The following is a 22,912-nucleotide window of genomic DNA, read 5'->3' as shown; positions in this document are numbered from 1 at the left end:
CCGTTCACCTCGCCCCGCGTGCGCAGGGGTGTCCGGGGAAATTCAGGCATAGCGGAGCTCCATCTGGTCAGGTGAGATGGTTGATTTCCGACGGCTGGGGTTGATGGGCGGAGGTTTGTCGATGGCAGCGAGGGATCGACGCGTGAGCAGGAGCTGGCCGACGAGTTCGGCGAACCTGAGCGGGAGCATTTTGATGCAGTTGGTGTGAGCGGCGATGCGCAGCAGCAGGTAGGCAATCATCGCAGCGAGCACCTGAAGGCGGATCGCGTTGTCGTTGGCGCCGAGGAACTTGCGAATATCGAGATGCTGCTTGATCCAGCGGAACAGCAGCTCGATTTGCCATCGGCTCTTGTAGAGGGCGGCGATCTCGACGGCGCTACGGGCAAGGTCGTTGGTCAGGAGTGTGATCTTGCCGCCTTTCTCGCGTCTGATCTTGATGCGGCGGAGCGGGATTGGAAGGCGCGAATCGCCCTTGCTGGTGAGCTTCACCTCGTCATCGGCAAGGATTTCGAAGCCATCCCCGTTACGCTTGCGGATGGCGCGATGCCTGAGCGAGCGAAGACGGATGCTCGTCTTCGCCCGGGTAACGAAGAAAGCCTTGCTATCATTGATCTTCTGCCACCAGTCGAAACGGCAATAGCCCTTGTCAAACACATAGGTGGTGGCGGGCTGGATTGGGGTCTGTCGGCCGATCTCGATGTCATTGACGTTCGCGGCCGTCATCTCGACGCAGGTCGGGACATCGCTCCTTGGGTCGTAGACGACATGCAGCTTCATGCCGCGGATGCGGCCGTTCCACGTCGCCCAACTGCAGACCTTGCCGAGCGGGATCGGACTGGCGTCGATCAGACGCACCATCTCCATGCCTTCACTCCGCAGCTGGCGACGCGCCATCGCCGACAGCGCCGCAAAGGTTTGCGCGAAAATGCCGATCGGACGGCGGGCATTGGCATCGGACAACGTCGAGCGCGACAGCTTGCCGGTTCCCAAGTGATAGTGATGCTGCGAATTGGCGTTGAAGCCAGTCACCACCCCGCGCAGACTGCTGTTGCCGCTAAGCTGGGCATAGATCAGCGCCACCAGATGATCCCAGCTCCTGAACGACTTGTCGTAGGCATCCCCGTCCAGACGATCCACAACCGTCTGAAACTGCCGTCGATTGATCGGTTCAAGCAGCCTTCCAAAAATGCTACCGCGATATCGCATGCTCGGCCCTCTGTGTCTCGACAACCAGAAAAGACCGATTTGCCTCGGTCCTGCCGAGCATGCACCGCGACACAGTGAATCATTCCCCGGACCCCCCTGCGCAGGCGGGGAGAGGTGAAGAGAAACAGCGGGACCAGCCCTAGCCCGTTTTGATCCAGACGGCCTTGACGTTGAGATATTCCTCGACGTGCTGCTTGCCGGACTCGCGGCCGTAGCCGCTCATCTTGTAGCCGCCGAACGGCACCGCCGGATCCATCGCCTGGTAGCAATTGACCCAGACCGAGCCGGCGCGCAGCGCCTTCGCGACCTGGTGCGCCTTGCTGACATTGGTGGTCCAGACGCCCGAGCCGAGGCCGAAGGTGGTGGCGTTGGCGCGCTTGATCAGTTCGTCCGGATCCTTGAACGAGATCGCCGAGATCACCGGGCCGAAGATCTCCTCCTGCGCGATGCGCATGTTGTCCTGCACATTGGCGAACACGGTCGGCTGCACGAAGTAACCCTTCGACAGCGCGCCCTCGGTGAGGCGGCCGCCGCCGGCCAGCGCCTTGGCGCCCTCCTTCTGGCCGATGTCGAGATAGCCCGACACCCGGTCCATCTGCTGCTGCGACACCAAGGGACCAATCTGGGTGTTGGGGTCGAGGCCGTTGCCGACCTGCAGCTTCCTGCCGAACTCGGCGACGCGGCCGACGAATTCGTCATAGACCTTCTGCTCGACGAACAGCCGCGTGCCGGCGCTGCAGATCTGGCCGGAATTGGCGAACACCGCCATCGCCGCACCGGGCACCGCGGCGTCGAGATCGGCGTCGGCGAACACGATGTCCGGCGACTTGCCGCCGAGTTCGAGCGAGACGCGCTTGAGGTTGCCGGCCGAGGCGCGGATGATCGCCTGGCCCGTGACGTGCGATCCGGTGAAGGCGACCTTGTCGACATCGGGATGCGAGGCAAGCGCGGCGCCCGCGGTCTCGCCATAGCCCGGCACGACGTTGACGACGCCGGGCGGAATGCCGGCCTCCATGCAGAGTTCGCCGATGCGCAGCGAGGTGAGCGGCGATTCCTCGGCCGGCTTCAGCACCACGGTGCAGCCGGTCGCGATCGCGGGGCCGATCTTCCAGATCGAAGCGGTCAGCGGCCCGTTCCAGGGAATGATGGCGCCGACCACGCCGATCGGCTCCTTCAGCGTGTAGGAGAAGATCTCGCCGGGCAGCGAATTCTCGATGGTCTCGCCATGGATCGCGGTCGCCTGGCCGGCATAGTAACGCAGCATGCCGATCGCGCGCAGGCGGTTGCCGCGGGTCCGGCTGATCGGTGCGCCCATGTCGAGCGTGTCGAGCTGGGACAGTTCCTCGAAATTGGCTTCGACGAGTTCGGCCAGCTTGAGCAGCATGTTCTGCCGCTCGAACGGCTTCACCTTGCTCCAGGGCCCTTCGAACGCGCGGCGCGCCGCCGCGACCGCACGGTTGATGTCCTCGGCATCGCCCTCGGCGACCGACGCGAGCAATTCACCGGTCGCGGGATTGTGCGTCTCGGCCTTCTTGCCGGAGGCGGCGTCGACCCATTTGCCGTCGATCAGCATCTTCTTGTAGGAGCCATCGGCATAAGGATGGCGCGTGATCGGAACAGCCTGCGAAACAGCCATGTTTGCACTCCCTGTAAAATGTCGGCTGAGGTCTTTTGGAAGCGTTATATCCCGAATTCTACAGCGCCAGCGCGAAACCGTAAAGCCGAGCCGGCGTTGATCAGGGCGGCGCGCACGAAAACCTCCCATGCGCGCGCGTGCATGGTACGATAGCGACTGAACCTCAGCCACACATGTGTCCGGAGACCACCGATGCCCCACCCCGTGATATCAGCCAATCATGTTGCCGTGATCACCGGCGGTGCGTCCGGCATCGGGCTTGCCGCCGCATTGCGGTTCGCGCAGGCCGGCATGAAGGTCTGCATCGCCGACCTCGGCGACGACCGGCTGAAGGATGCTGCGACAAGACTGTCATCTGCGGCGCCGGGCGGCGCGGCTGATATCATGACGGCAGCGGTCGATGTCAGCCGCGCCGACGCGGTCGCAAGCCTGGAGGCCGCGGTCGCGAAAAAGTTCGGCGGCACCGATATCCTGATGAACAATGCCGGCATCCAGCCCGGCAGTGCGATGTTCGGGCCTGCGGACAATTGGCAGCGCATCCTCGGCGTCAATTTGTGGGGCGTGATCAATGGCACGCAGGCGTTCGCGCCCAACATGATCAAGCGCGGCCGGCCGGGGCTGATCATCAACACCGGCTCCAAGCAGGGCATCACCACGCCGCCGGGCGATCCCGCCTACAACGTCTCCAAGGCCGGCGTGAAGGCATTCACCGAAGCGCTGCAGCACGAGCTGCGCAACACCGACGCCTGCAGGATATCAGCGCATCTCTTGATTCCGGGCTTTGTCTTCACCGGATTGACCGCGCGCGGCCGCACCGAGAAGCCGGCCGGCGCCTGGACAGCGGAGCAGACCATCGACTTCATGATCGAACGCCTCGATGCCGGCGATTTCTATATCCTCTGCCCCGACAACGACGTGCCGCGCGCGCTCGACGAGCGCCGCATCCTGTGGGCCGCCGGCGACATCGTCGAGAACCGCCCGCCGCTGTCGCGCTGGCATCCGGATTACGGCGATGCTTTCGCCGCGTTCGTGAAGGGGAGGTAGGGCCACCCGTCATTGCGAGGAGCTCGCGACAAAATTGCAAAGCAATTTTGCGCTGAAGCGACGAAGCAATCCATGGCACCGCATGCGCGGAGGCATGGATTGCTTCGCTTCGCTCGCAATGACGTGAAAGCGTCGTCGAGCGCACTATCGTAGGACGGGTAGAGCGAAGCGAAACCCATCATCTCTCCTGCGGCCCGCTATTTGATGGGTATCGCTTCGCTCCACCCATCCTACAAAGCTCTCAATTCGCCCGCACCTGCATCCTTGTCACCGGCTGCGCCACCAGCGCCTCGCCGAGCTCGCTCTGCTGGGCGCGCGGAATCGAGAAGCAGACGCTGAAGCCGTCCGTGGTCTTGAGCGTCACCATGCCCTGCGCCGGATCGGTCGACTGTTCGATCACCCAGGAGTCCAGCGGATAGGCGTAGCGCAAGGTCTGGTCGCCGAAGCGGGTCTGCAGCGCCTTGCTGATCAGCCCGGGCAAGGTCATGACCAGCGCACCGACCTGGTTGATCGACAGGCGGATGGTTGCGGGCTCGCCCTTGCCGTCCACGAAGCCAAGCGAAATGGCGCGGCCATCGGACGCGACTTCGCAGGTGGTGAGCTCCTGGGTTTCGATCTGCATGCCGGCACTCCGGATCATCGTTATATTCCATTCAATATATCGCGAAGACGACCAGCGTCCAGCCCTTAAAATTATAGCCGCGGCAGCCATCGGCAGAGCCGCGCGCGGCATTAGAATCTATTGAAGCCTGCGGTGCCCCGATTGACGCCGGGCGGGCAACCGCGAATAAATCGGCACAAAGCCCAGGCTGATTTTTCTTCGCGATTTTCCAGAGAATTCATTCGGTTCGGCAGTGCCGCGCGCATGCCCTGAATGGCCGTGGCATCCGCGCCGCAGTCGTGATATACACGCGAATATAGCGAGGTCCGCGAAGGACCCGTTTGACCAGGGAGAGCAAGGCCAATGAGTGATTACAAGCTTCTCATCGACGGCAAGATGGTACCCGGCGACCAGACCATGCCGGTGCTCAATCCGGCGACCGAAGAGGTGGTGGCGCAATGCCCGCGCGCCTCCAGGGACCAGCTCGACAAGGCCGTCGCCGCCGCCAAGGCCGCCTACGCGGCCTGGGCCGCCACGCCGATCGAGGAGCGCCGCAAGCTGATCATCAAGATGGCCGAGGTGATCGAGACCAACGCCAACGAGCTCGCACATATCCTGACCAGCGAACAGGGCAAGCCGCTCGCCGATGCCACCGGCGAGGTGATGGGCATGGCCGGCTTCTTCCGCTATCTCGGCTCGCTCGAACTGCCGATGCGCGTGATCGAGAATTCCGGCGACCGCAAGGTCGAGGCCTATCGCCGTCCGCTCGGCGTGGTCGGCGCGATCATTCCTTGGAACTATCCGCTGCTGATCCTGGCGTTCAAGCTGCCGTCGGCACTGCTCGCCGGCAACACGCTGGTGGTGAAGCCTGCGCCGACCACGCCGCTGGCCTCGCTGCGCTTTTCCGAACTGGTCAAGGACATCCTGCCGAAGGGCGTGCTGAATTTCATCGCCGACGCCAACGATCTCGGCGACCACATGACCAAGCACCCCGACATCCGCAAGATCTCCTTCACCGGCTCGACCGCGACCGGCCAGAAGGTGATGGCGAGCGCATCGCAGACCTTGAAGCGGATCACGCTCGAGCTCGGCGGCAACGATGCCGGCATCGTGCTCGACGACGTCGATCCGAAGAAGGTCGCGCCGGGGATTTTCGAGGGCGCGTTCCAGAACTCGGGCCAGGTCTGCCTCGCCATCAAGCGGCTCTATGTGCACGAGTCGGTCTATGACGAGATCTGCAACGAGTTGGTCGCGATCGCGAAGAACACCGTGGTCGACGACGGCTCCAAGCAGGGCACCAAGCTCGGGCCGCTGCAGAACAAGATGCAGTACGAGAAGGTCAAGGCGTTCCTCGACGACGCCCGCAAGAATGGCAATGTGATCGCCGGCGGCGCCGCGATGGACCGTCCCGGCTATTTCATCGAGCCGACCATCGTGCGCGACATCAAGGAAGGCTCCAAGCTGGTCGACGAGGAGCAGTTCGGTCCGGTGCTGCCTGTCATCAAGTACTCCGACAAGGACGATGTGATCCGCCGCGCCAATGCCACCACCTACGGCCTCGGCGCATCGGTCTGGTCGTCCGACATCAAGCGCGCGCACGAGATCGCGACCCAAATCGAGGCCGGCACGGTGTGGATCAACAAGCACCTCGACATGGCCCCGAACATTCCGTTCGGCGGCGCCAAGCAGTCGGGCATCGGCACCGAATTCGCCGAGGAAGGCCTCGCCGAATTCACCCAGCTGCAGATCATCAACGGCCCGCCGGCCGCCTGATCCATCAACATGCGGCCGCGACGCCCAGGCGCCGCGGTCGCCTCTCCCCTCCACAACGAACAGAGCCCATCATGTTCGATGCCCAATGCGACCTTGCCGCCCTGGTCTATGACGCCAATGACGATCCCGATGCCGTCCTGCGCGACTTCGCTGCCGATCTGAGAGCACACGGCGCGCGCGTGGTCGGCATGGTGCAATCAGGCCAGTGTGCGGACTCCACCCTGTCGGCGGTGCTGGTGCATAGCGGCGAGACGCTGCTGCTGGCGCAACCGCCGAGCCAAACTCCTGCGAGTCCTGGCGCGACCGGCTGCAAGCTCGATCTGTCGCGGCTGCAGGCCGCCGGCATCCGCGTCGCCGACGCGCTCGCCGGAGGCGCCGATCTCGTCATCGTCAATCGATTCGGCAAGCGGGAACGCGACGGCAAGGGGCTCGGCTTTGTGATCGAGCGCGCGCTCGGCGCCGACATCCCCGTCGTGATCGCGGTGTCTCGCACGAGCTTTGCGGACTGGATCAAGTTCGCCGGCGGGATGAGCGTGAAGCTCGCCTGCGACCGCCACGCGCTCGACGCCTGGTGGCACAGCGTCTCGCTGCGGACCGCGGCCAGGATCGCGCCGGATCACGTCACGGTCTGCGAAGTATTCAAGTAGGCCTGCTTCGTAGGATGGGTGGAGCGCAGCGATATCCATCATCCCGCAGCACCGATGCAATTGATGGGTATCGCTTCGCTCCACCCATCCTACGCGACCTTCGCAAGCGCTATCACCGTCATCCTGAGGAGCGCGCACTTGCGCGCGTCTCGAAGGATCGACGGGCATCGGCCGGGCCGTGCATCCTTCGAGGCTCGCTCCGCTCGCACCTCCAGCCTTTGCGCGGGGATGACGGTGTGAGAATTGTAGCGAGCGGCCTCCGCACGCCGTCGTCCTGGCGAAAGCCAGGATCCATCACCACCGAATTCGATTGAGAACGCGAAAGTGGCCCCAGCGTCGCACAACAACAAGCGGTTGGGGTAATGGGTCCTGGCTTTCGCCAGGACGACGCTGAATACATTCACATCCTCTCAGGATGACGGGAGGGCGGCCCCGCTCACAGCGTTTCCTGCTTGTGGTCGCAGTTCTTGCAGGTGAACTTGACGCGGGACTGGCCCTTTTCCGCCTGTACCCGGTTCGGCGCGCCGCATTTGCCGCAAACGGCCTCGATCCGGGTCGTGCCCTGCTTGATGACCAAGTTCCGCTTTTCCATGGTCTCGCGGATGAGGCGTTCGGCCTCCTCGCGCAGCGATTGCTTCGACATCATCTCCACCGGTCGTTGGTTAGCGGGCGGCGTCATAGCACGACCGCGTGAAGTTTTGACAGCGGGGATTGCAGCTTAATTTTCAGACAATGAGCCGGTCAACCGGCAACCGGAAATGCCGCGGTTTCAACGGTTTTGATGGCCGGCCGATGCGGAACACGTTGACGAGGCGCAGATCGGCACCGATTTTACCGAGCTTTCGCAGCCGGTCGTTGAAGTCAGGGTGATCGGCCAGCGCCGAAATCGGGCACGCCGCGAAACCGGCGCGATCGATCTCCAGCCAGGCGCGGTAGAAATGCCGTCCGGTCGTGAGTGGATCCTCACCGAGCGGACGGCAAAACAGCACGATCGCCGATGCCGACGCAGTCTTGGCGCCGTCGGCAAGCAACGACGCGGCGAGGCCGAGACGATCGAGCGGCTTGAACAGGCTGCCGAGCACGTAGCGCGCGGCGGTGGCCTCGACCGCATTCATGGCGAGCGCATCACGGTTGAGCCCATCGAGCAGATAGTGCGGATGGCCGGGCGACAGCCGCATCCATGCGAGCAGCTCGGCCCGGTAGTCGTCGCCGCGGACAAACGAGAATTCGGCCCGGTCGGCCCAGCCGGCGATATCGGCAATCGCCCCGCGATCGCCAATGCAGATCACATCGTCGCGCGCGGCAGCAAGCTGCGCCAGCGCCGCCGCATCGTCAGCCGACGCCGCGAACTTGCCGCGCCACGACACGCGGTGTGCCACGAGGTCCGCCAGCGGATCGGGCTCGGCTCCTTGCCTGATCGCAAAAGAGCAGAGCACGGAGAGTTGCGGCGACAGCGGCTGCTCGAGCGTGGTCATGCCCGTGATTGCGAAGCCACGCCGGTTGAGCGCGAGGCTCATGCCCTCCAGCGCCGCGCCGTGCGACACCAGCACGTCATGCCCCGCGGGGTCGGCGACCGGCGCACGCACACCGGTCGCGTCGACCAGCGCCAGCCGCCCGTCGCCGAGCAGGCGCCAGCGGGTCGGCTGGATGTTGTGGACGCTCGGCGCCAGCCGCGCCTCCGCGACCACCTCGCGCAGCAGATCCGGTGTCAGCTCGCTCATGCCGCGGCCAGCCGCTTGGTGAACAGATGCAGCCGGTGCAGCGGCCTGGCGCCGACCTTCTCGACCTGGCGCAGCGACGGACCGTTGATATCGGCGATCCAGGTGCCACCGAGCGTGCGGTAGCCCGCCTCCTGCAACGCCAGCGCGGTGCGGTAGAGCATCGCGCCGTTGAGGCCGCGATTGTGCAGGTCGCGGCAGACCGACTGATAGATCAGCACCGCGCGCCTGTTCATGATGCGGTGCTGCACGAATCTGAACGGCGCTGTCAGCCCGACCCGGCCGTCGATCGCCTTGATCAGCGGATTGAGGTCAGGGATCGCGATGATCGCGCCGGCGCGCCGGCCGCGGTGATAAACCACGGTCGAAATCCGCTGGTCGATGATCCACATCATGTCGCCGGCCTGAAACAGATATTCGGCGGCGGTCGGCGGCACGAACATCGGATTGTCGGCAAAGCCGTCATTGAGGATCAGCCGCGCGTCCTCCAGCCGCACCTTGAAGGCGGAACGCTTGATCGGCTGCCAGACGAAATCCGGGTCAGTGAGCACCGCGCGCTGCTTGTCGCCGAGCAATTGCTCCGGCTTGCCGCCGTCGAGCGCGATCTCGAACGTCGTCATCGGGAAGGTCGCGGCATAGCCGGCGCGTTCGAGATGCTGTGCAATGTGCGGCGGCGACCACATCATGTCGGTGAACGGCGCATGGTCGAACCCGTCGGTCATCACGCCGATCTGCTGCATCGCCGTGAGGTTGAAGTTGCCGGTGACGCGGCTCATGCCGCGCGCCGACAGCCATTGCTCGGCGGCGCGCAGCAGCGCATCGGCCACCTCGACGTCGTCGATGCAATCGAAGAAGCCGAATGCACCATGGCGGGTGCCGTGCTTGTGGTTGGACGCGTCGTGGATCGAGGCGGCGATGCGGCCGACCGGCCGTCCATCGCGATGCGCGGAGAACAGCGCGTATCGGCCGTGGCCTTCGGTGACGAACGGATTCTTCGCCGGATCGAACATCCGGTCGAAATCGCTCCACAGCGGCGGCACGTAGAGGCTGTCGGGCCCATAAGCGTTGAGCGCGGCGTCGAATGCCGCCCTGCGGTCACCCTCGCGGATCTCTGATGTCATTTGGCCTCCGGGGTCAACGCCAGCAGCCGGCGCACCAGCGCCAGCGCGGTCTCAGTGGCGGGGTCGGCCGCGGTGACGGGCACCGCGAGCACGATCAGGTCGAGCGGATCGTGTCCGAGCACGATGACATGGGAGGCGTTGTTGGCTGCGATCAGCGACACGATGCGCTCGGCCGCGGGATCGGTCGGCGCCAGTCCCCACGGCGCGTCGGACCGCCGCAGCACACGCCGTGTCGACAGGAAGTCGTGCAGCAGCGGCGGATCGTAGAGCGCAAGCTCGTTCTCGCGGAAGCGCCGCGCGCTTTCGAAGATCGGGTGCCGCGCCAGCTCGGCGATCAACTGCTCCCTTGTCTGCGCCGGCGATGCCGCGACTGAGTTGAGCACGCCCGGCTCCTGCGATTCGAACAGCGCCCGCAGCGCGTCCGTCATCAACCCGATGGTCAGGACGCCGGCGATCGCAACCGCGACGAAACGGATCATCTGCGCGGCGTCGACGTCGGGCGCAATGAAGGCAGCGGCGAGCCCCAAGAGGCCCGAAGAGATCAGCCGCAGCGCCATCATCGCAAGGCCGTGCCGGCGCGTCTCGGCGCCGCCGCCGGCGATCAGCATCACCGTCACCGTGAGCAGCGCGCCCAGCGCGCCGAGCCGCACAGGGATATGGGGAAACAGCGTACGGAAGTCGGTCAGGATGAACGGGATCACGACCAGCGCGCCGACCGCCATGCGGCCGATGCTGCGGTTCTCCGCAGCCATCAGCGCAGAGCGATCGCGCGTTGCCAACAGCAGCGCGCAGGTGGCGAAACCCAAGAGCTGGAACAGCGCCAGCGCGATCGCGTAAGGCATCACCAGCCGTTGCAGTCCGAACAGGCCGCCGAGCCCGAGCAGGATGGCGCCCGCCAGCGCCGCGATCTTGACCGGGCGCGGCGCGTGGCGCCGCAAAATGCCTTCGGTGACGATCAGGGCGCCGAGCGGGACCAGCGAGGCCGGGATCACCGAGAGGCGGTCGAGCAGGCGGCTTCCGGTCCACCAGGCAAGGCCGCGGTCGAGGAACAGGATCGCGATCACGCCGAGCGCGAGCAGCAGGCGGCGCGTCAACGGGCTCCTCGGATCGCGCCGGTAGAACGTCATCATCGCCACGGCGAGCCCGATGGCGCCGCACAGATTGACGATGGAATCGGCGATCACCCCGGAGGTCATTTGCCGCCCATCAGTTCATCGATGGCCCGCCGCACCAGCGGACGCATCAGGGCGGCGACGAGCGCATTGCGCGGCTTCTCGATCGCGGGCCGATGCGGGTTGAGAAACCAGCCGCGGCAATCGGTGCCCGAGGTGCGGCCGAGGATCAGCGCGACCGCCTCATAGGCCATCAGCATGCCGGTCGAGATCACCATCGGCGCAAACGACATCCGGCTACGGCGGCCGGCGGCGACTTCGCCGGCGATGGCGAGGTCGACATAGTTGCGCGACGAGGAGTGCAGCATCACGTGCTCGATCTCGGCACGCATCGCGGCGCGACGGTCGTCCTCGGTGATATCGGTCCAGTCCTTGCCAAGCGTCGGAAAGCCGAGGCGCTGCTCGGGCCGCGGATCGTGCGGGCGCACCACGATCACCGACGGCAGCGGCGACATGTAGGCGTCGATCACGGTTGCATCGGCGCGCTTCGCGGTCCGGTACAGATGCACGCCGGCAGCGATATCGTCCATGCCGTTGACGATCACCGGGCACTGCGCGGCAATCGCGGCGAGCTCGCTGGTCCAGTTCTCGCCAAGCACCTCGATCTCGATGGTCGGATTGATGCGCTTTGCGGCTTCGGCGGCAACTGCCGCCTTCTCGCGCCCGACCTCGTCGGCGAAGGCGAACACCTGGCGGTTGAGGTTGGAGACCTCGAAGCGATCGATGTCGGCGATCACGAATTTGCCGACGCCGGCGCGCGCCAGCGCCATGAAGGCCGCGCCGCCCATGCCGCCGACGCCGCAGACGAACACCCGCGCCTGACGCAGCAGCTGCTGCTCGTGCTCGTCGATGAAGCCGATATTGCGGCCAGTGAAGGAGTAGTAGTCGAAATTCATCGCGCGGCCCCGCTATCCTGCTTGCGCGGACGCAGCGTGCCGAAGGCGCGGCTGTCGTCCATCCAGTAGACCACCGGCAGCACCAGCCGCTGCAGCGCCAGCATCGCGGACGCCGCGAGCAGCGACGGCAGCGAGCCCGAGGGCACCTCGCTCATGAGATAGCGGCGCGCGCCGGCAAGATCGACGCGGCCGATCTGCAGCACGTCGTCGCCGCGGCCGTAATCCAGCTCGCGCTCGCAGAACTCGTTGTAGATTGCGTTGCGATGTTTCGGTGCGATCTCGAAGGTCTTCTTCAGCGCGTCCGAGCCGCCGGTATAGGCGTTGGTGATGACCGAGCGCGCCTCGTCGAAGCCGGCCTCCTCGCCGACGCCGAACACCGCGCGATGCCTTGCCATGATGCCGCGCGCCAGCTGCAGATGCGCAAAGCTCTGTCGCGCGCCCGGCAGCGGCGACGGGTAGACGTCCGAGAACGTATCGCTGACCATGCCGACCACCGCCGGGACCTGGGTGACGTTGGAAATCCATTTCGGCCGCAGCCCGTCGCGGGCGAACAGCACCAGCGCGGTCAGGCCGTAGAGCACCCAGGACAGCCCCTGCCCGCGCACATCGGGATCGACCATGACGAGGCCGAGATGGGTGACCTCGGCCGGCTCGCCGTCGAGCGGCACGTCCATCACCGACAGCGCGTTGAACGCGATCGGCCGCCCGGTGTCTTCCTCCGAGATCAGCGTGACGACGGCGCGCGACAGCCGCTCGGGTTCGCCGGAGAAGATGCCATAGGTCAGGCTCTCCTCGGGCAGCGTCTTGGCGGCGACGATGCGCAGCTGCTCGACCAGCGCGTCGAGCTCGTCCCTCGGCAGCGACAGACCGGGCGATTCGACGATGCGGGTGCGTTGGCCGGCCTGGGTGCGCAAGCTGAGATCGATGGTCGGCTGCGACAGCGCCTTCAGCCAGAAGCCGCCATGGCTGCGCAGACCGTCAAAGGCGGCGCGCGCCTTGCCAAGACTCTTGCCAAGGTTCTTGCTGCCGCGCGAAGCCGGCGTGGGATTGTCCGTGGACGCCATTTCTCTGTCCCTCGGGCGCGATCTCTGCACTCCCGCCTGTTAAAGAGCCATGAGCGCAACCTGACGCTGTTTGCCGCACGGTAAACAAGGCCTTCCGGAAACGGAACAAGTTGGTGGCAAGAGGCAGGTAGCCTCATTGCGAGCGAGGCTCGTGGCTGAAGAGTGCCAGCTCCTTCACCGTCACCCTGAGGAGCGCGGAACGCGCGTCTCGAAGGGCGACGGCCACCAGCCGGGCCGTGCATCCTTCGAGGCTCGCCGAAGAGGCTCGCACCTCAGAGCCTGACTGAAAAATGGGTGAGTGATCTCAGTGGGGTGTGATTCCATCGGATTTGCAAAGATTCGAGGGAGAGCACGATGCCCTGGACCAAGATCACTCGGGAGCAATATCGGCGGGACGATCTGCGTTATGCAAGCGATATGACCGATGCGGAGTGGGCGGTGATCAGACGCCTGTTGCCGCGAGCGAACCGGCGCGGCCGGCCGCGTAAGACGGAGCTGCGTCGTGTGATCGAAGCGATCCTCTATATCGTTTCGACCGGCTGCCAGTGGCGGGCGTTGCCGCAGGAGTTCCCGCCCTATTCGACGGTGCAGGGCTATTTTTATAGATGGCGGGATACAGGCCGGTGGCAGAGGATTGTCAGCGTGCTTGTCCGACGGGCGCGAAAAAAGCTTGGACGGACACCGAAGCCGACGGCAGCCGTGATCGACAGTCAAAGTGCGCCGACCACCCAAGCTGGCGGACCGCGCGGCTACGATGCAGGCAAGCGCATCTACGGCCGCAAGCGGCATATCGTGACGGATACCAATGGCCTCCTCCTCGGGGTTCATGTTCATCCGGCCAACGTTCAGGACTGCCATGGCGCCGTACCGCTGCTGAAGAACGTGCGGATGAACTTCCCCCGGCTGCGCCACGTCTTTGCCGACCGGGTCTACCGCGGAAATCAACTCCTCGACGCGCTCTCAGACTGCGGTCCATGGACTGTCGAGATCGTCGAGCGGCCTCAAGGCGTCAAAGGCTTCCAGCTTCTGCCGAGGCGGTGGGTGGTTGAACGCACATTCGCTTGGTTCGGCAGATGCCGCCGCCTCGCCAAGGACTTCGAGGCGACGGTGGCAACCGAAGCTGCCTGGCTGCTGATTGCACACATCAGGCTCCTGACCCGCAGACTCGCGGCTGCAGCTAAGGTTGGGTGATTTATGAGTCAGACTCTCAGGATGACGGGACTGCCAAGTCTAGCATCCGATCCGCGCAAAGCGTCTTAGGCAAAAGCGGCGAGTGCGAAACACCCGCCGCTTCATCCTGGCTTCGGCTCACCCGGCCTTGGAGACCTCCATCAGCAGGCGCTCCGCCTTGGCGTCCTCGATGCGGTTGACGAACTTGCTGCTCTCGTAATTGTCGCGCACAGTCTTGGTCAGCGTGACGCAGGTCTGGATCAGCATCACGATGCCCATCGTGAGATAGCCCTTCATCCAGAGGTCGATCGGCAGGAAGAACACGCCGACGGCGACGAGGAAGGCGGAAGCCGCAAAGGACGCGTAAGTGAAGGTAACCCAGCTGCCGCTGTGGGGTTGGATGGTCTGGTTCATGGTCGTCTCCTTGATGATAGATGGTTTGAAATTGGCTTGGTTTCAGACTTGAAGTTCAGGCTTGAGGTTTCAGGCTTGGGATTTCAGGCTGCTGGCGGGCGCTTGGCTTTCAGCCGCGCCAGCACGTCGTCGGCGGTCGATTTCATGCGCGGGCCAAAACCCTGCTCGGCGAGCTTCTCGGCGGTGGCGAGCGGTCCCGCGGCGGCGTCGATCTCGATCAACGCCTCGTCGGCGGCCTGGATCTCCATCTGCCGCTCGCGCAGCCGCTTCAGCGTCGCCTCCGCTTCCGGCAGCGTCGATTCGTAGGGGCGTGCAGCCTCGATGCCGCTCCGGCGCAGCGAACGCACCGCTTCCGATGCGCGGGCCAGCCGGCGGCCGCGGTCGAGCTCGGCGATGCGCGCCTCGGCGTTGCCGACATGGCGCTTCAGCCGCGTGATCTCGGAGGCGAACAGCGCGCGTGCGGTCATCGCGGCATCGCGCTCGGCTTCGAGATTGGCGATCGCCTGCGCGGCTTCGCGGGCGAGGTCTTCCCGGCCGCCCTCGAGTGCCGCCGACGCGCGCACCTCGAGATCGGCGATCCGGGCGTTGGTGGCGTCGAGCCGCCGGCCCTCCTGCTGGTCGCCGGCGATCGCCAGCGCCAGGGTCCGCTTCGAGCGGTCGACGGCGGCGGCGGCATCGCGCATCTGCTGGTCGAGGATGACCAGCGCGGTGCGGTCTTGAAGTTCCTCTTCGGCCACCGCAACGGTGCCGCGGAAAAGAGTGAAAACAGTTTTGAACATTTCATCGCTCCCTGTTATGAGCATCGCTCATGAATCTCTTGTACCACATAATGAGCATCGCTCAAGAATTATTTGAGCAACGCTCAAGACAATGGTTAACGAAGGATCAAAGATGTCCAAGGCATTGGAACGACGTGCAAAACTGCGGGAAGCGCTGATCGAGGCGGCGGAACGGGCGATTGCGGCAAAGGGTCTCGGTGGCCTGAAAACCCGCGAACTGGCCCAGGAAATCGGGGTCGCCAATGGCGGCGTCTACAATCTGGTCGAGGATGTCGACGAGCTGATCCTGCGCGTCGGCTCGCGCACGCTGGCGCGGCTCGATGCGTCGCTGTCGCTGGCCGAGATCGGCGGGGCTGCCGCGCCGCGCGAGATGCTGGTGCGGATCGCGGTCGCCTATTGCGATTTCGCCGCCGACAATCTCGAACTGTGGCGCGCGCTGTTCGAGCATCGCATGCAGCCCGGCAAGCCGGTGCCGGAATGGGCGATCACCGAGCAGATGGAATTGTTCCGCCACATCTACAAGCCGCTCGCCGCGCTGTTTCCGCAGCGTTCGCCGGCGCAACTCGGCGTCACCGCGCGCAGCCTGTTCTCCGCCGTGCACGGCATGGTCGCGCTCGGGCTGGAGCACAAGCTGATCGCGGTGCCGATCGGCGCGCTGCGGAGCGAGATCGCGACCTTGACGCGCGCGATGGTCGACGGGCTGACGGCGAAGAAGGAATAGGCCGCGTGCCCCAAACCGCACGATGTCCCCCGCCATGCGGTCAGGCAAAGTTGCCGCAGAGCACCGTGAATTGCAGCTGTTGCCCCAGGGGGACGCAGCGGCCGAGGTCAGAAAAGGGGGAAAGCCACTTGCGGAATGACCGAACCGTAGCCATTTACCACGGATCGAGTTTCGGCCGAACGACTTGGCCTCGCCGCTGATAGCGTGCCTGACTGACGACCCTCACCCCCTGAACTTCGAATTCGCCTGCTGCGCTCGTGAGTGCGGCTCCAAACACGCATCTATAGGACGATTTTCCATGAGCATGGGAACTGTGAAGTGGTTCAACAGCCAGAAGGGTTTCGGCTTCATTCAGCCGGACCAGGGAGGCCAGGACGTTTTCGTTCATATCAGCGCAGTCGAACGCGCCGGCATGAGCACCCTCAACGAGGGACAGAGGGTCTCTTTTGAGATCGTTGCAGACCGCCGGACCGGCAAATCTGCTGCGGACAATCTGCGCGCGGTGTAAGCTGCGACAATCGGCCATGATGCTTTGACCCCGGATGAACTGGCAAAGCCTCTGGTTACGCGACCCCGCGACCGGTCACCCGGCCGCGGGGTTCTCTTTGTCAACACCGCGCGCAATGCCCGCCAGGACCAGGACTTGAACCGTCCGCCGGCGAAACGGCCTGCGCATTGAAGCAGCTGAGGTCGCGAGCGTGTCCACCAATATCGATCCAGCTCGGCAGCACGACGACATCATGTACCCGCAGGTCCTCCCGTTTCTGCTGGTCCACGCAGGGTGTCTGGCGGCGATCTGGACGGGCGTCTCATGGCAAGCGATTGCAATTTGCGTCGCCCTATACTGGCTGCGCATGTTTGCGATCACCGCCGGCTATCATCGGTACTTCTCGCATCGGGCTTATTCAACAAGCAGGACGTTCCAATTCATCCTCGCATTCCTCGCCCAAAGCAGCGCTCAGAAAAGCGTCCTTTGGTGGGCCGCGAAACATCGACATCACCATCTTCATTCGGATACCGAGCAAGATGTGCATTCGCCGGGGCATAAGGGCTTCGTGTACAGTCATCTCGGGTGGATTTTTTATCGACAGCACGATGCAACTGATCTGACGAAAGTTGCGGATTTTGCCTCGTATCCGGAGTTGATGTGGCTTCACAGATTGGAGGTCTTGCCGGCGATCGTGGTCGCAGGTCTGTGCTTCCTCATCGCCGGATGGCCCGGGCTCGTGGTCGGTTTCTTCTGGAGCACCGTGCTGCTGTACCACGCCACGTTTTGCATCAACTCCCTCGCGCATGTTCACGGGCGCAAGCGATACGTTACGGGCGATGACTCCCGCAACAATTGGCTGCTGGCTCTGTTTACGATGGGTGAGGGTTGGCACAACAATCATCACGCCTACCAAAGCAGTGCGCGGCAAGGCTTCCGGTGGTGGGAGATTGATGTGACCTATTATGTTTTGGTGACTTTGTCCTTGCTCGGTATTGTCTGGGATCTGAAGGCGCCGCCCACGCTGGTTCTCCGCAACGAGCAGCGCTTGGGATCGCGTGTGATAAAGCGAACGGCTGAACAACTCGCTGGTCGCTTCAATCCCGAGTACATCGCGCAGGCCATCAAATCGTCGGTCCACGAAACCGGATTGTCCGTGCGGGAAGCGCTTGTTCTGTTACAGCATCGCGCCGACTTGCATCTGCCCAGCATACCAACGCGCGACCGGTTGTTGGCTGAAGCCCAGGCCATGTTCGCGAAGACAAGTTCGTTGGACGACATTGTCGACCGTGCGCATGAACTCCTGGTGGAGTCGGTTTGCCTCCTGCTCGCCGTTCCACCTCGGATGGCCGGCGCAAATCCGAAACCTCAGGTGAGCCAACCGTAACATTTTGCCTTGGCCTTTTCCCAACCTCGCGGCTCCATCGTGTAGGCGCGCCCGGGTTCGAGCGCGTAGATCGTCAGGAAGCGCAGCGGCCGGTCCGGGTCGCAATTGCGAAACAGCGTGTGCGGAACCTCGGGTCGATCCTGCAAAGTCTCGCCTGCCCGATATTTTTGTGGCGCCTCGTCGCCATAGGCCGACTCGGCCATGCCTTCGACGATGAAGACCACGCCGCCGACTGGATGCCGATGCAGCGGGGCGACCCCGCCGGGCGGATAGGTCACCTCGGCAACGACAAGCTCGCGATCATCGCCGGGCAAAGCGAGACGCTCAAGGGTCTTGCGGGTGACGCCGGCGAATCCGGCTTGTTGAGCTTTTGCCTGACCGTCGCTGCCTTCAGCCATTGGAACCCTTTCTTGACGCGTGAGCCTCCGTCCCGAACCGGGCCGCAGTGACTATGGGGGCGCTCCAGCGACGCAACAAGCGCGCAAGCATTTCAACACATGTCGCGCGGGCGAGGCGAAGCCCTTGCCACCCCTGCTCCCACGTTGCAGGATTCCTGCGCAGTAACCTTTCAGCAGTGGGCCTTGCATGAAAACGAGTATCGTCACGACGCGGGCGTTGGGGGTCGCCGCCCTGGCGCTCATCTTTGCATTAAATGTCACGCCGGCGTCTTCGGCGCAGCCCGTACCGGAATGCTCGATGTCGATGACATTGGCGGACTGGGGCGAGAATTCGAGCGGCGATATCGACGTCGCCTCGGGCCAAAGCTGCCAGATCCCGATCGGGATCCGCGGCACGGTGACGGACTCCGCGATCTCGCAAAAGCCGGCCTACGGCAAGCTGAAGAAGATCAACGCATCGACCTTCGAATACAGGGCGAAGGCCAAGTACAAGGGCAACGACACGTTTGCCATCAAGGCCACGGGTCAGGGGCCGAAGGCGTCCGGCACCTCGGTCATCACGGTGCGCGCGACGATCAAGTAGTCCCTCGATCGCGCGCTGAAAAGACCGACAAGATTAGTTCGAATGGCGTTGTGCTCCCTCTCCCCGTTCTTACGGGGAGAGGGTTGGCGTGAGGGGCTGCCTCCGCGCATACGGTGATAGGTGCGTCCGCGGAGACTCCCCCTCACCCGGAATGCATCTATCGATGTATCATAGCCGAAGCTCCGCTTCGGCGTTCTTGAGAACGGCCGCCGAAGGCGGCCTATGCCTCTCCCCGCACGCGGCAGGGGTGTCCGGGGAATGATTCACTGTGTCGCGGTGCATGCTCGGCAGGACCGAGGCAAATCGGTCTTTTCTGGTTGTCGAGACACAGAGGGCCGAGCATGCGATATCGCGGTAGCATTTTTGGAAGGCTGCTTGAACCGATCAATCGACGGCAGTTTCAGACGGTTGTGGATCGTCTGGACGGGGATGCCTACGACAAGTCGTTCAGGAGCTGGGATCATCTGGTGGCGCTGATCTATGCCCAGCTTAGCGGCAACAGCAGTCTGCGCGGGGTGGTGACTGGCTTCAACGCCAATTCGCAGCATCACTATCACTTGGGAACCGGCAAGCTGTCGCGCTCGACGTTGTCCGATGCCAATGCCCGCCGTCCGATCGGCATTTTCGCGCAAACCTTTGCGGCGCTGTCGGCGATGGCGCGTCGCCAGCTGCGGAGTGAAGGCATGGAGATGGTGCGTCTGATCGACGCCAGTCCGATCCCGCTCGGCAAGGTCTGCAGTTGGGCGACGTGGAACGGCCGCATCCGCGGCATGAAGCTGCATGTCGTCTACGACCCAAGGAGCGATGTCCCGACCTGCGTCGAGATGACGGCCGCGAACGTCAATGACATCGAGATCGGCCGACAGACCCCAATCCAGCCCGCCACCACCTATGTGTTTGACAAGGGCTATTGCCGTTTCGACTGGTGGCAGAAGATCAATGATAGCAAGGCTTTCTTCGTTACCCGGGCGAAGACGAGCATCCGTCTTCGCTCGCTCAGGCATCGCGCCATCCGCAAGCGTAACGGGGATGGCTTCGAAATCCTTGCCGATGACGAGGTGAAGCTCACCAGCAAGGGCGATTCGCGCCTTCCAATCCCGCTCCGCCGCATCAAGATCAGACGCGAGAAAGGCGGCAAGATCACACTCCTGACCAACGACCTTGCCCGTAGCGCCGTCGAGATCGCCGCCCTCTACAAGAGCCGATGGCAAATCGAGCTGCTGTTCCGCTGGATCAAGCAGCATCTCGATATTCGCAAGTTCCTCGGCGCCAACGACAACGCGATCCGCCTTCAGGTGCTCGCTGCGATGATTGCCTACCTGCTGCTGCGCATCGCCGCTCACACCAACTGCATCAAAATGCTCCCGCTCAGGTTCGCCGAACTCGTCGGCCAGCTCCTGCTCACGCGTCGATCCCTCGCTGCCATCGACAAACCTCCGCCCATCAACCCCAGCCGTCGGAAATCAACCATCTCACCTGACCAGATGGAGCTCCGCTATGCCTGAATTTCCCCGGACACCCCTGCGCCTGCGGGGAGAGGTCGGATTGCATCGCCAGATGCAATCCGGGTGAGGGGGTACGGGTCTCGATGCTCGGCGTGCTCGCGGAGCGAAGCCCTCACCCCAACGCCCGCATGATTTCGGAATATTAGAATAATACCCCTGATTTGCCCGACGCGTCAAGCTGCGTTGTCGAACGCCGGCCGCCGCCGGCTCCTTTGCATGGGGTTGTTTTCGATATTTTTCGTAAGCGCCCCGTGCTGCGGCCGCCGGTTCCTGCGTTTAGCGTCCGGCGGCCTTCTTCGGCTTGCCGATGTCGCTGCGCAGCGCCTCGAGATCCTTGCGTACGGCGCTTGCCGCGTCGCGCTCGATCTTGCGGTAGCGTGCCACCAAGGAGAGGCCGAACGGGGTCAACACCGCGCCGCCGCCATTCTTGCCGCCGGTCTGCCGTTCCACCGCCGCCTGCCGGCAGATGCGGTTGATCTCGTCGACCAGGTCCCAGGCGCGCTTGTAGCTCATGTCCATGGCGCGGCCGGCGGCGGAGATCGAGCCGCATTCCTTGATCCGCTCAAGCAGCAGGATCTTGCCCGGCCCGATCCGGTCCTCGGCATCGAGGTCGATGCGGACGCTGAGGGAGGGGAGCGATGAGGCGCTCGATTTCGACATGGGAGACCTGTTCTCGTGGCAACAGATTGCCACTACCCGCTTTCATGAACAAGATGAACCCGTTAGATAACGGGCATGATCCGGAAAAGTGGGTACCGGTTTTCCGGGCGGATCATGCCCGGACTACAACGGGAAATGACACAAGATTAATTGGGGCAGGCATGAATCCTCCGTCGCTGTTCTCTCCGCTCAAGATCGGTCCCTACCAGCTCGAACATCGCGTCGTGATGGCGCCGCTGACGCGGATGCGGGCGGCGCGGCCGAGCCTCGCGCCGCGGCCGATGAACGCGGAATATTACGCGCAGCGCGCCACGCCGGGCGGCCTGCTGATCGCGGAGGCCTCGCCGGTGGTCGCGACCGGCTTCGGCAATCCCGGTGTTCCCGGCATCTATAGCGAGGCCCAGATCGCGGGCTGGCGCGAGGTGGTGGATGCCGTGCACGCCAAGGGCGGCTTGATCTTCCTGCAGCTCTGGCACGTCGGCCGCGTCTCGCATTCCTCGTTCCAGCCGGGCGGCGCGCTGCCGGTGGCGCCGTCGGCGGTGGCGATCCCCTCCGAGTTCAAGTGCATGACGGCGGACGGCAAGGTGGTCGACTACGAGACGCCGCGCGCGCTCGATACCGACGAGGTCGCCCTGATGGTCGAGGCCTATCGGGAAGGCGCGAAAAACGCGCTCGCCGCCGGCTTCGATGGCGTCGAGGTTCACGGCGCCAATGGCTATCTGATCGAGCAGTTCCTGCAGTCGCGCAGCAATCTGCGCACCGACCGGTACGGTGGCTCGATCGAGAACCGCGTCCGCTTCCTGATGGAGGTGACGCAGGCGGTGACCGAGGTCTGGGGCGCCAGCCGCGTCGGCGTCCGGCTCTCGCCCTACGGCATCGCCAATGGCAGCGGCGAGGCTGACCCGATGCCGCTCTACAGCCACGCCATCACGGCGCTCGACAAGCTCGGGCTCGCCTATCTGCATTTCATCGAGCCGCGCGCCTCGGGCACCGGGCGTGCCGAGGTCGATTGGCAGAACGTGCCGTCCGCGATGGTGCTGTACCGCCCGATGTGGAGCGGCGTGCTGATCACGGCTGGCAATTTCGTCAGCGAAACCGCACAGAGCGCGGTCGCCGAAGGCCATGCAGATGCGATCGCGTTCGGCCGCTACTTCATCTCCAATCCGGACCTGCCGCGCCGTCTGCAGCGCGGCTATCCACTGACCAAGTACAACCGCGCCACCTTCTATGCCGGCGAGGAGAAGGGCTACACGGATTATCCGGTGCACGACGAATTGGCGCAGGCTTAACTCTTCGTAGCCCGGATATCGCTTCGCTCGTCCGGGCTACAGTGCCTTGATGGGAGACCGCGATGTTTCCGGACGACGAGTTCGAGCCGACCAAGAAGCCAAAGCCGGTGGCGCTGGCGAAGCCCGCGGCCGGCCAATGCCTGTGCGGCAAGGTGCGGTTCGAGATCGACGTGCCGGCGCGCTGGGCCTGGCATGATCACAGCGCCGCCAGCCGTCGTGCGCACGGCGCGGTTTATGCGACCTATGTCGGCAGCTGGAAGAAGCGCTTCCGCATCACGCAGGGCGAGAGCGAGCTGTCGCGTTACGAGGACGCGAAAAGCAAGACCGCGCGCAGCTTCTGTGCCAATTGCGGCACGCCCATCATCTACGAACGCGCGCGGTCGCCGCACATGGTCAACATCCCGCGCGCGCTGTTCTCGGGGCGCACCGGCCGGCAGCCGCTCTATCACATCGCGATCGAGGAACTGCAGGAATGGGCCTACACCGGCGAGCCGCTGGTGCCGCTGAAGGGCTATCCCGGCGTGGTCTGGCAGCGCTCGAAAAAGAGGAAGCGCAGCGAGCGCGAGGGGATGTTCTAGCGAGCGTTTCGCCTCAGGCGCGCGCCTGCGGAATGCGGCCATGACCGCCTGCTCGATTGCTCC

24 protein-coding genes are annotated in these 22,912 nt (G+C 64.2%); 11 read left to right on the top strand and 13 right to left on the bottom strand.

All coding sequences use genetic code 11. From position 1 onward, the window contains the following. Positions 1-42 precede the first annotated feature (42 nt). Both ACVIYL_RS03030 and ACVIYL_RS03025 read right to left on the bottom strand, forming a co-directional pair. Complete coding sequence (locus tag ACVIYL_RS03030; protein WP_057015126.1) at positions 43-1,206, bottom strand: IS4 family transposase; 1,164 nt, start codon at positions 1,204-1,206, stop codon at positions 43-45. 139 nt (positions 1,207-1,345) lie between these two features. Beyond that, positions 1,346-2,842, bottom strand: coding sequence for an aldehyde dehydrogenase family protein (locus ACVIYL_RS03025; RefSeq protein ID WP_456777695.1), 1,497 nt, complete (start codon positions 2,840-2,842; stop codon positions 1,346-1,348). A 192-nt stretch (positions 2,843-3,034) separates the two neighbouring features. Here ACVIYL_RS03025 and ACVIYL_RS03020 point away from each other — a divergent pair, with 192 nt between their 5' ends. Next, entirely contained in the window at positions 3,035-3,886 is an 852-nt protein-coding gene (locus ACVIYL_RS03020; RefSeq protein ID WP_456777694.1) for an SDR family NAD(P)-dependent oxidoreductase, read from the top strand. 241 nt (positions 3,887-4,127) lie between these two features. Here the strand turns inward: ACVIYL_RS03020 and ACVIYL_RS03015 are convergent, their stop codons facing one another. Then, positions 4,128-4,508 (bottom strand): hypothetical protein, encoded by a 381-nt coding sequence (locus ACVIYL_RS03015; RefSeq protein WP_456777693.1) that lies wholly within the window; start codon positions 4,506-4,508, stop codon positions 4,128-4,130. A gap of 342 nt (positions 4,509-4,850) precedes the next feature. Here ACVIYL_RS03015 and ACVIYL_RS03010 point away from each other — a divergent pair, with 342 nt between their 5' ends. Next, entirely contained in the window at positions 4,851-6,260 is a 1,410-nt protein-coding gene (locus tag ACVIYL_RS03010; protein ID WP_456777692.1) for an aldehyde dehydrogenase family protein, read from the top strand. 71 nt (positions 6,261-6,331) lie between these two features. Beyond that, positions 6,332-6,907, top strand: a complete 576-nt coding sequence (locus ACVIYL_RS03005) for a DUF2478 domain-containing protein (RefSeq protein ID WP_456777691.1) — start codon at positions 6,332-6,334, stop codon at positions 6,905-6,907. A 436-nt stretch (positions 6,908-7,343) separates the two neighbouring features. Here ACVIYL_RS03005 and ACVIYL_RS03000 read toward each other — a convergent pair whose 3' ends face one another. From ACVIYL_RS03000 to ACVIYL_RS02975, 6 genes are all read right to left on the bottom strand, one after another. After that, the gene (locus tag ACVIYL_RS03000) at positions 7,344-7,550 is read right to left on the bottom strand and encodes a hypothetical protein (RefSeq protein ID WP_024581255.1); all 207 of its coding nucleotides are present in this window, start codon (positions 7,548-7,550) and stop codon (positions 7,344-7,346) included. 82 nt (positions 7,551-7,632) lie between these two features. Continuing rightward, complete coding sequence (locus ACVIYL_RS02995) at positions 7,633-8,628, bottom strand: hypothetical protein (RefSeq protein ID WP_456777690.1); 996 nt, start codon at positions 8,626-8,628, stop codon at positions 7,633-7,635. After that, the gene (locus tag ACVIYL_RS02990; protein WP_456777689.1) at positions 8,625-9,746 is read right to left on the bottom strand and encodes a GNAT family N-acetyltransferase; all 1,122 of its coding nucleotides are present in this window, start codon (positions 9,744-9,746) and stop codon (positions 8,625-8,627) included. Before ACVIYL_RS02990 ends, ACVIYL_RS02995 begins: the two co-directional genes overlap by 4 nt. After that, positions 9,743-10,942, bottom strand: coding sequence for a hypothetical protein (locus ACVIYL_RS02985; RefSeq protein WP_456777688.1), 1,200 nt, complete (start codon positions 10,940-10,942; stop codon positions 9,743-9,745). Before ACVIYL_RS02985 ends, ACVIYL_RS02990 begins: the two co-directional genes overlap by 4 nt. Next, on the bottom strand, positions 10,939-11,814 hold the full coding sequence (locus ACVIYL_RS02980) for a HesA/MoeB/ThiF family protein (protein WP_456777687.1): 876 nt from the start codon (positions 11,812-11,814) through the stop codon (positions 10,939-10,941). Before ACVIYL_RS02980 ends, ACVIYL_RS02985 begins: the two co-directional genes overlap by 4 nt. After that, complete coding sequence (locus ACVIYL_RS02975) at positions 11,811-12,878, bottom strand: hypothetical protein (protein WP_253604390.1); 1,068 nt, start codon at positions 12,876-12,878, stop codon at positions 11,811-11,813. The genes ACVIYL_RS02980 and ACVIYL_RS02975 overlap by 4 nt, the downstream gene beginning before the upstream one ends. 354 nt (positions 12,879-13,232) lie before the next feature. On the opposite strand from ACVIYL_RS02975, the gene ACVIYL_RS02970 reads away from it, so the two are divergent. Further along, positions 13,233-14,069: an IS5 family transposase gene (locus tag ACVIYL_RS02970; protein WP_253625200.1), complete on the top strand. Its 837-nt coding sequence runs from the start codon at positions 13,233-13,235 to the stop codon at positions 14,067-14,069. 117 nt (positions 14,070-14,186) lie between these two features. Here ACVIYL_RS02970 and ACVIYL_RS02965 read toward each other — a convergent pair whose 3' ends face one another. Beyond that, positions 14,187-14,462, bottom strand: coding sequence for a YiaA/YiaB family inner membrane protein (locus tag ACVIYL_RS02965; RefSeq protein WP_038384293.1), 276 nt, complete (start codon positions 14,460-14,462; stop codon positions 14,187-14,189). A gap of 83 nt (positions 14,463-14,545) precedes the next feature. Then, complete coding sequence (locus ACVIYL_RS02960) at positions 14,546-15,241, bottom strand: PspA/IM30 family protein (protein ID WP_456777686.1); 696 nt, start codon at positions 15,239-15,241, stop codon at positions 14,546-14,548. Positions 15,242-15,353: 112 nt separating this feature from the next. On the opposite strand from ACVIYL_RS02960, the gene ACVIYL_RS02955 reads away from it, so the two are divergent. From ACVIYL_RS02955 to ACVIYL_RS02945, 3 genes are all read left to right on the top strand, one after another. Beyond that, the gene (locus ACVIYL_RS02955; RefSeq protein WP_050385268.1) at positions 15,354-15,962 is read left to right on the top strand and encodes a TetR/AcrR family transcriptional regulator; all 609 of its coding nucleotides are present in this window, start codon (positions 15,354-15,356) and stop codon (positions 15,960-15,962) included. 298 nt (positions 15,963-16,260) lie between these two features. Further along, on the top strand, positions 16,261-16,470 hold the full coding sequence (locus tag ACVIYL_RS02950; protein ID WP_456777685.1) for a cold-shock protein: 210 nt from the start codon (positions 16,261-16,263) through the stop codon (positions 16,468-16,470). A 232-nt stretch (positions 16,471-16,702) separates the two neighbouring features. Next, on the top strand, positions 16,703-17,836 hold the full coding sequence (locus ACVIYL_RS02945; RefSeq protein ID WP_456781771.1) for an acyl-CoA desaturase: 1,134 nt from the start codon (positions 16,703-16,705) through the stop codon (positions 17,834-17,836). Here the strand turns inward: ACVIYL_RS02945 and ACVIYL_RS02940 are convergent. Next, positions 17,818-18,234, bottom strand: a complete 417-nt coding sequence (locus ACVIYL_RS02940) for a cupin domain-containing protein (RefSeq protein ID WP_456777684.1) — start codon at positions 18,232-18,234, stop codon at positions 17,818-17,820. The two genes, ACVIYL_RS02945 and ACVIYL_RS02940, sit on opposite strands and share 19 nt — an antisense overlap. A 298-nt stretch (positions 18,235-18,532) precedes the next feature. On the opposite strand from ACVIYL_RS02940, the gene ACVIYL_RS02935 reads away from it, so the two are divergent. After that, positions 18,533-18,817, top strand: coding sequence for a hypothetical protein (locus ACVIYL_RS02935; protein WP_028332940.1), 285 nt, complete (start codon positions 18,533-18,535; stop codon positions 18,815-18,817). 341 nt (positions 18,818-19,158) lie between these two features. Continuing rightward, positions 19,159-20,322 (top strand): IS4 family transposase, encoded by a 1,164-nt coding sequence (locus ACVIYL_RS02930; RefSeq protein WP_057015126.1) that lies wholly within the window; start codon positions 19,159-19,161, stop codon positions 20,320-20,322. Positions 20,323-20,598: 276 nt separating this feature from the next. Here ACVIYL_RS02930 and ACVIYL_RS02925 read toward each other — a convergent pair whose 3' ends face one another. Further along, a complete protein-coding gene (locus ACVIYL_RS02925; protein ID WP_016846469.1) occupies positions 20,599-20,982 on the bottom strand; it encodes a winged helix-turn-helix domain-containing protein in 384 nt (127 codons plus the stop codon). A 161-nt stretch (positions 20,983-21,143) separates the two neighbouring features. On the opposite strand from ACVIYL_RS02925, the gene ACVIYL_RS02920 reads away from it, so the two are divergent. Both ACVIYL_RS02920 and ACVIYL_RS02915 read left to right on the top strand, forming a co-directional pair. Next, positions 21,144-22,271, top strand: a complete 1,128-nt coding sequence (locus ACVIYL_RS02920) for an alkene reductase (RefSeq protein WP_456777683.1) — start codon at positions 21,144-21,146, stop codon at positions 22,269-22,271. A 62-nt stretch (positions 22,272-22,333) separates the two neighbouring features. Further along, on the top strand, positions 22,334-22,849 hold the full coding sequence (locus ACVIYL_RS02915; RefSeq protein WP_456777682.1) for a GFA family protein: 516 nt from the start codon (positions 22,334-22,336) through the stop codon (positions 22,847-22,849). The last annotated feature ends 63 nt before the right edge of the window (positions 22,850-22,912 follow it).

This window comes from Bradyrhizobium sp. USDA 3315 (assembly GCF_054056795.1).
Note: the sequence above shows the minus strand (reverse complement) of the source record. Positions and strands in the feature narration are given on the sequence as shown.

What these genes read in the sequence shown, in the direction of transcription:
- ACVIYL_RS03030 (WP_057015126.1), bottom strand. Translation starts at nt 1,206, where the DNA reads ATGCGATATCGCGGTAGCATTTTTGGAAGGCTGCTTGAACCGATCAAT.
- ACVIYL_RS03025 (WP_456777695.1), bottom strand. Translation starts at nt 2,842, where the DNA reads ATGGCTGTTTCGCAGGCTGTTCCGATCACGCGCCATCCTTATGCCGAT.
- ACVIYL_RS03020 (WP_456777694.1), top strand. Translation starts at nt 3,035, where the DNA reads ATGCCCCACCCCGTGATATCAGCCAATCATGTTGCCGTGATCACCGGC.
- ACVIYL_RS03015 (WP_456777693.1), bottom strand. Translation starts at nt 4,508, where the DNA reads ATGCAGATCGAAACCCAGGAGCTCACCACCTGCGAAGTCGCGTCCGAT.
- ACVIYL_RS03010 (WP_456777692.1), top strand. Translation starts at nt 4,851, where the DNA reads ATGAGTGATTACAAGCTTCTCATCGACGGCAAGATGGTACCCGGCGAC.
- ACVIYL_RS03005 (WP_456777691.1), top strand. Translation starts at nt 6,332, where the DNA reads ATGTTCGATGCCCAATGCGACCTTGCCGCCCTGGTCTATGACGCCAAT.
- ACVIYL_RS03000 (WP_024581255.1), bottom strand. Translation starts at nt 7,550, where the DNA reads ATGTCGAAGCAATCGCTGCGCGAGGAGGCCGAACGCCTCATCCGCGAG.
- ACVIYL_RS02995 (WP_456777690.1), bottom strand. Translation starts at nt 8,628, where the DNA reads ATGAGCGAGCTGACACCGGATCTGCTGCGCGAGGTGGTCGCGGAGGCG.
- ACVIYL_RS02990 (WP_456777689.1), bottom strand. Translation starts at nt 9,746, where the DNA reads ATGACATCAGAGATCCGCGAGGGTGACCGCAGGGCGGCATTCGACGCC.
- ACVIYL_RS02985 (WP_456777688.1), bottom strand. Translation starts at nt 10,942, where the DNA reads ATGACCTCCGGGGTGATCGCCGATTCCATCGTCAATCTGTGCGGCGCC.
- ACVIYL_RS02980 (WP_456777687.1), bottom strand. Translation starts at nt 11,814, where the DNA reads ATGAATTTCGACTACTACTCCTTCACTGGCCGCAATATCGGCTTCATC.
- ACVIYL_RS02975 (WP_253604390.1), bottom strand. Translation starts at nt 12,878, where the DNA reads ATGGCGTCCACGGACAATCCCACGCCGGCTTCGCGCGGCAGCAAGAAC.
- ACVIYL_RS02970 (WP_253625200.1), top strand. Translation starts at nt 13,233, where the DNA reads ATGCCCTGGACCAAGATCACTCGGGAGCAATATCGGCGGGACGATCTG.
- ACVIYL_RS02965 (WP_038384293.1), bottom strand. Translation starts at nt 14,462, where the DNA reads ATGAACCAGACCATCCAACCCCACAGCGGCAGCTGGGTTACCTTCACT.
- ACVIYL_RS02960 (WP_456777686.1), bottom strand. Translation starts at nt 15,241, where the DNA reads ATGTTCAAAACTGTTTTCACTCTTTTCCGCGGCACCGTTGCGGTGGCC.
- ACVIYL_RS02955 (WP_050385268.1), top strand. Translation starts at nt 15,354, where the DNA reads ATGTCCAAGGCATTGGAACGACGTGCAAAACTGCGGGAAGCGCTGATC.
- ACVIYL_RS02950 (WP_456777685.1), top strand. Translation starts at nt 16,261, where the DNA reads ATGAGCATGGGAACTGTGAAGTGGTTCAACAGCCAGAAGGGTTTCGGC.
- ACVIYL_RS02945 (WP_456781771.1), top strand. Translation starts at nt 16,703, where the DNA reads ATGTACCCGCAGGTCCTCCCGTTTCTGCTGGTCCACGCAGGGTGTCTG.
- ACVIYL_RS02940 (WP_456777684.1), bottom strand. Translation starts at nt 18,234, where the DNA reads ATGGCTGAAGGCAGCGACGGTCAGGCAAAAGCTCAACAAGCCGGATTC.
- ACVIYL_RS02935 (WP_028332940.1), top strand. Translation starts at nt 18,533, where the DNA reads ATGTCGATGACATTGGCGGACTGGGGCGAGAATTCGAGCGGCGATATC.
- ACVIYL_RS02930 (WP_057015126.1), top strand. Translation starts at nt 19,159, where the DNA reads ATGCGATATCGCGGTAGCATTTTTGGAAGGCTGCTTGAACCGATCAAT.
- ACVIYL_RS02925 (WP_016846469.1), bottom strand. Translation starts at nt 20,982, where the DNA reads ATGTCGAAATCGAGCGCCTCATCGCTCCCCTCCCTCAGCGTCCGCATC.
- ACVIYL_RS02920 (WP_456777683.1), top strand. Translation starts at nt 21,144, where the DNA reads ATGAATCCTCCGTCGCTGTTCTCTCCGCTCAAGATCGGTCCCTACCAG.
- ACVIYL_RS02915 (WP_456777682.1), top strand. Translation starts at nt 22,334, where the DNA reads ATGTTTCCGGACGACGAGTTCGAGCCGACCAAGAAGCCAAAGCCGGTG.